The sequence below is a fragment of the Mycetohabitans sp. B2 genome (assembly GCF_021733735.1).
Taxonomy (GTDB): Bacteria; Pseudomonadota; Gammaproteobacteria; order Burkholderiales; family Burkholderiaceae; genus Mycetohabitans; species Mycetohabitans rhizoxinica.
The window spans coordinates 1-2,356 of record NZ_JAHKSP010000030.1; the positions used below are offsets into that span (position 1 = coordinate 1).

Genomic DNA, 2,356 nt, shown 5'->3' on the forward strand with positions numbered 1-2,356 from the left:
TAATTGTTGAATTTTAGATGGCAACGACTTGTAAATCTGAGCAAGGCCTTTTGGAATGAAGATGCAGCTTTCTTCATTACGGTCTTTTGAAATCTGCTGTTTGTTATTTGCCGATCCATTTGAAACCGTAAAGATTTTTCACTCCCTTTTAAGCCGCCTTAAATTAACAAGGTTCGATAAGATAATAGTCGACTCAGGCGCGGACAATTTATCAATGTCCACGCTCATGCAAATCATTGCCTGGTTGCGCGACACGCTTAAGGCAACCTTGCGTTACAGTCCACAAAATGAAGAATGGCACGTTCTTGCAAGAAAAACGATTGAGCTAAAATTAATCTAAATCTGAAAAATGCGCTTAGCCAGGTCGATGGCGATTGTCGTGGACTCCATTGTCAGTCGCTAAAACAGCTGCTGGGGCGGGAGGCGACCATTCCATCTATTTGGCCCAAATGCGACGTTACTACTTGGTTTCTACATTCAAATATCAAAGCTATTTCAAGATGTCGTAGCGACAGCCATTTAAAAATGTCATGTTTTGAGGGTTTATCTTTAATGGGTTACAAATCACGCCGTGTCGAAGAGCGGATCCTAAACGGGCAGGGCGCTTACGCCTGTTCCACTGTCCCTGGCAGACCAACGGCCAGGTTTGCGGGGTGGCTGTTGCGCCTGTCTACGCCCGGCAAGTTCACGCCCTCAATGTGTCAGCCTGCGTGAACTCGCGCTGTTTCTTCTTACCCGGTTGGCGTTCGTTCCGGTTGCTCCGGGTTGAATCCCCCAAGTGCATTCGAGACGGCGCTTTACCGATCCGACTGTTGTCGCGTTGCGCTTTAAAGCATGGCCCCGGACTGGCCGCAGTCGCCTGCCGCCGTGGCTCTGCGCCACACCGCACCAGCCGGGGGCGGCACTCGCGCAGGCAATGGGACTGGTCCAGAATTACGCTGGCGTGTGAGGCCGTGTCCGGACTACGAGATCAGCCGCTTCTGTCGTTTCCTTGAATTGATGACACATTCTAGAATAATTACCTCTCTTCTATTGGTCTTTTTCTTGTGGCGTGTTGCGCATCATGCTACACTTGCTGCATGATAATCAGCTTTCGGCACAAAGGGCTTGAAGCCTTGTTCCGTGAGGATTCCCCGCGAGGTGTGCAAGCAGCCCACGCGGCCAAACTCCGCCGCATCTTGGCTGCGCTCAACGCTGCCTGTTCGCCGCGAGAATTGGATCAGCCCGGCTATAAATTGCATCTCCTGAAAGGAGACATGAAAGAGCACTGGTCAATATGGGTCAACGGTAACTGGCGCGTCACCTTCCGATTCATCGGTGTTGACGTTGAGCTGGTCGATTACCACGACTATCATTAAGGATTACGACATGATGAAGCATCATCCGCACCCCGGCGAGCTGCTGCGCGAGGACGTGCTGCAACCGCTTGAAATTGACGTGACCGAAGCCGCTGCGCGGCTCGGCTATAACCGCACGTCGCTCTCGCGTGTGCTGAATGGACACTCCGGCATCAGCCCCGATCTTGCCTTGCGCCTGGAACGCGCAGGCGTCAGCACGGCGCGTTTCTGGATGAACCTGCAAACCAATTACGAACTTTGGCAGGCTGAGCAGCGCGAACAGCCGCCTGTAAGGCCGTTGCAGTCGAATGACTCCATCCCGGATGCATTAAAAGTGCGATGATAAGCATCGCACAGCTTATCGGCGACGATCGGGTGAAAACTGACGGGGAACCGCAGCTCGCGTCCTGGTGGCAGGCGGCGCATCCCTCAGGCGTGAGACTGGAATCGGTTGGGTACGACGATGGTCAAGGTCAAACCATCATCATCGAACGCAACCATGTGCCGGTGGCTCGGATCGTCCCCCCGAGCTGTAGGCTCGCGTCGCCTCAAAGTAGCTAAAGGTCGACTCAGTTACCGTGAAGTGCAGATGCATCAGCCGGCTCGTTGCATCGTCCACGTACACCAGCAACGTGCATTGCGGCGCCCGATCCTCAAACCACGCATGCTCGCTGCCGTCGATCTGCACCAGCTCGCCCAGGCATGCGCGCCGTGCCCTCGGCTGGTAAAGCTTGGGGGGACGCTGCCGTCGTGGCACCCACAAGCCGGCCTGTGTCATCAACCGGCGAACCGTCTCCTTGGCCAGTCCAATGCCGTGGCATTCCCCATCGTCATGGTTATCCGCTCTGTCGTTGCCATCGAAGCCTCCGGCACTGGATTTCCAGCCGCCGGTTAGCTTACGATGAACCGAAAAGCGGACATTTGAACTTAGCCAAAAGCGGACATTACAACGTAGCCGCTACACGCTATGTCAAAGCCATTCTCAAATGTCCGCCTGCCGGCTAAGTTCAAATGTCCGG

General features: G+C 54.3%; 3 protein-coding genes and 1 pseudogene. 3 read left to right on the forward strand and 1 reads right to left on the reverse strand.

Annotated features, from left to right (window positions below):
• Nucleotides 1-55 precede the first annotated feature (55 nt).
• The 3 genes from KPG66_RS07060 (at nt 56) to KPG66_RS07075 (ending at nt 1,680) form a co-directional block, all read left to right on the forward strand.
• Entirely contained in the window at nt 56-340 is a 285-nt protein-coding gene (locus KPG66_RS07060; RefSeq protein ID WP_237070386.1) for a hypothetical protein, read from the forward strand.
• 739 nt (nt 341-1,079) lie between these two features.
• Complete coding sequence (locus tag KPG66_RS07070; RefSeq protein ID WP_237070387.1) at nt 1,080-1,358, forward strand: type II toxin-antitoxin system RelE/ParE family toxin; 279 nt, start codon at nt 1,080-1,082, stop codon at nt 1,356-1,358.
• A 13-nt stretch (nt 1,359-1,371) separates the two neighbouring features.
• Complete coding sequence (locus KPG66_RS07075; protein ID WP_370645080.1) at nt 1,372-1,680, forward strand: HigA family addiction module antitoxin; 309 nt, start codon at nt 1,372-1,374, stop codon at nt 1,678-1,680.
• A 189-nt stretch (nt 1,681-1,869) separates the two neighbouring features.
• Here KPG66_RS07075 and KPG66_RS07080 read toward each other — a convergent pair.
• Nucleotides 1,870-2,160 (reverse strand): annotated as a pseudogene (locus tag KPG66_RS07080) (ISNCY family transposase); the annotation flags it as partial.
• Nucleotides 2,161-2,356: the final 196 nt, after the last annotated feature.

Coding starts and splice junctions, on each gene's coding strand:
- KPG66_RS07060 (WP_237070386.1), top strand. CDS start 56: ATGAAGATGCAGCTTTCTTCATTACGGTCTTTTGAAATCTGCTGTTTG.
- KPG66_RS07070 (WP_237070387.1), top strand. CDS start 1,080: ATGATAATCAGCTTTCGGCACAAAGGGCTTGAAGCCTTGTTCCGTGAG.
- KPG66_RS07075 (WP_370645080.1), top strand. CDS start 1,372: ATGAAGCATCATCCGCACCCCGGCGAGCTGCTGCGCGAGGACGTGCTG.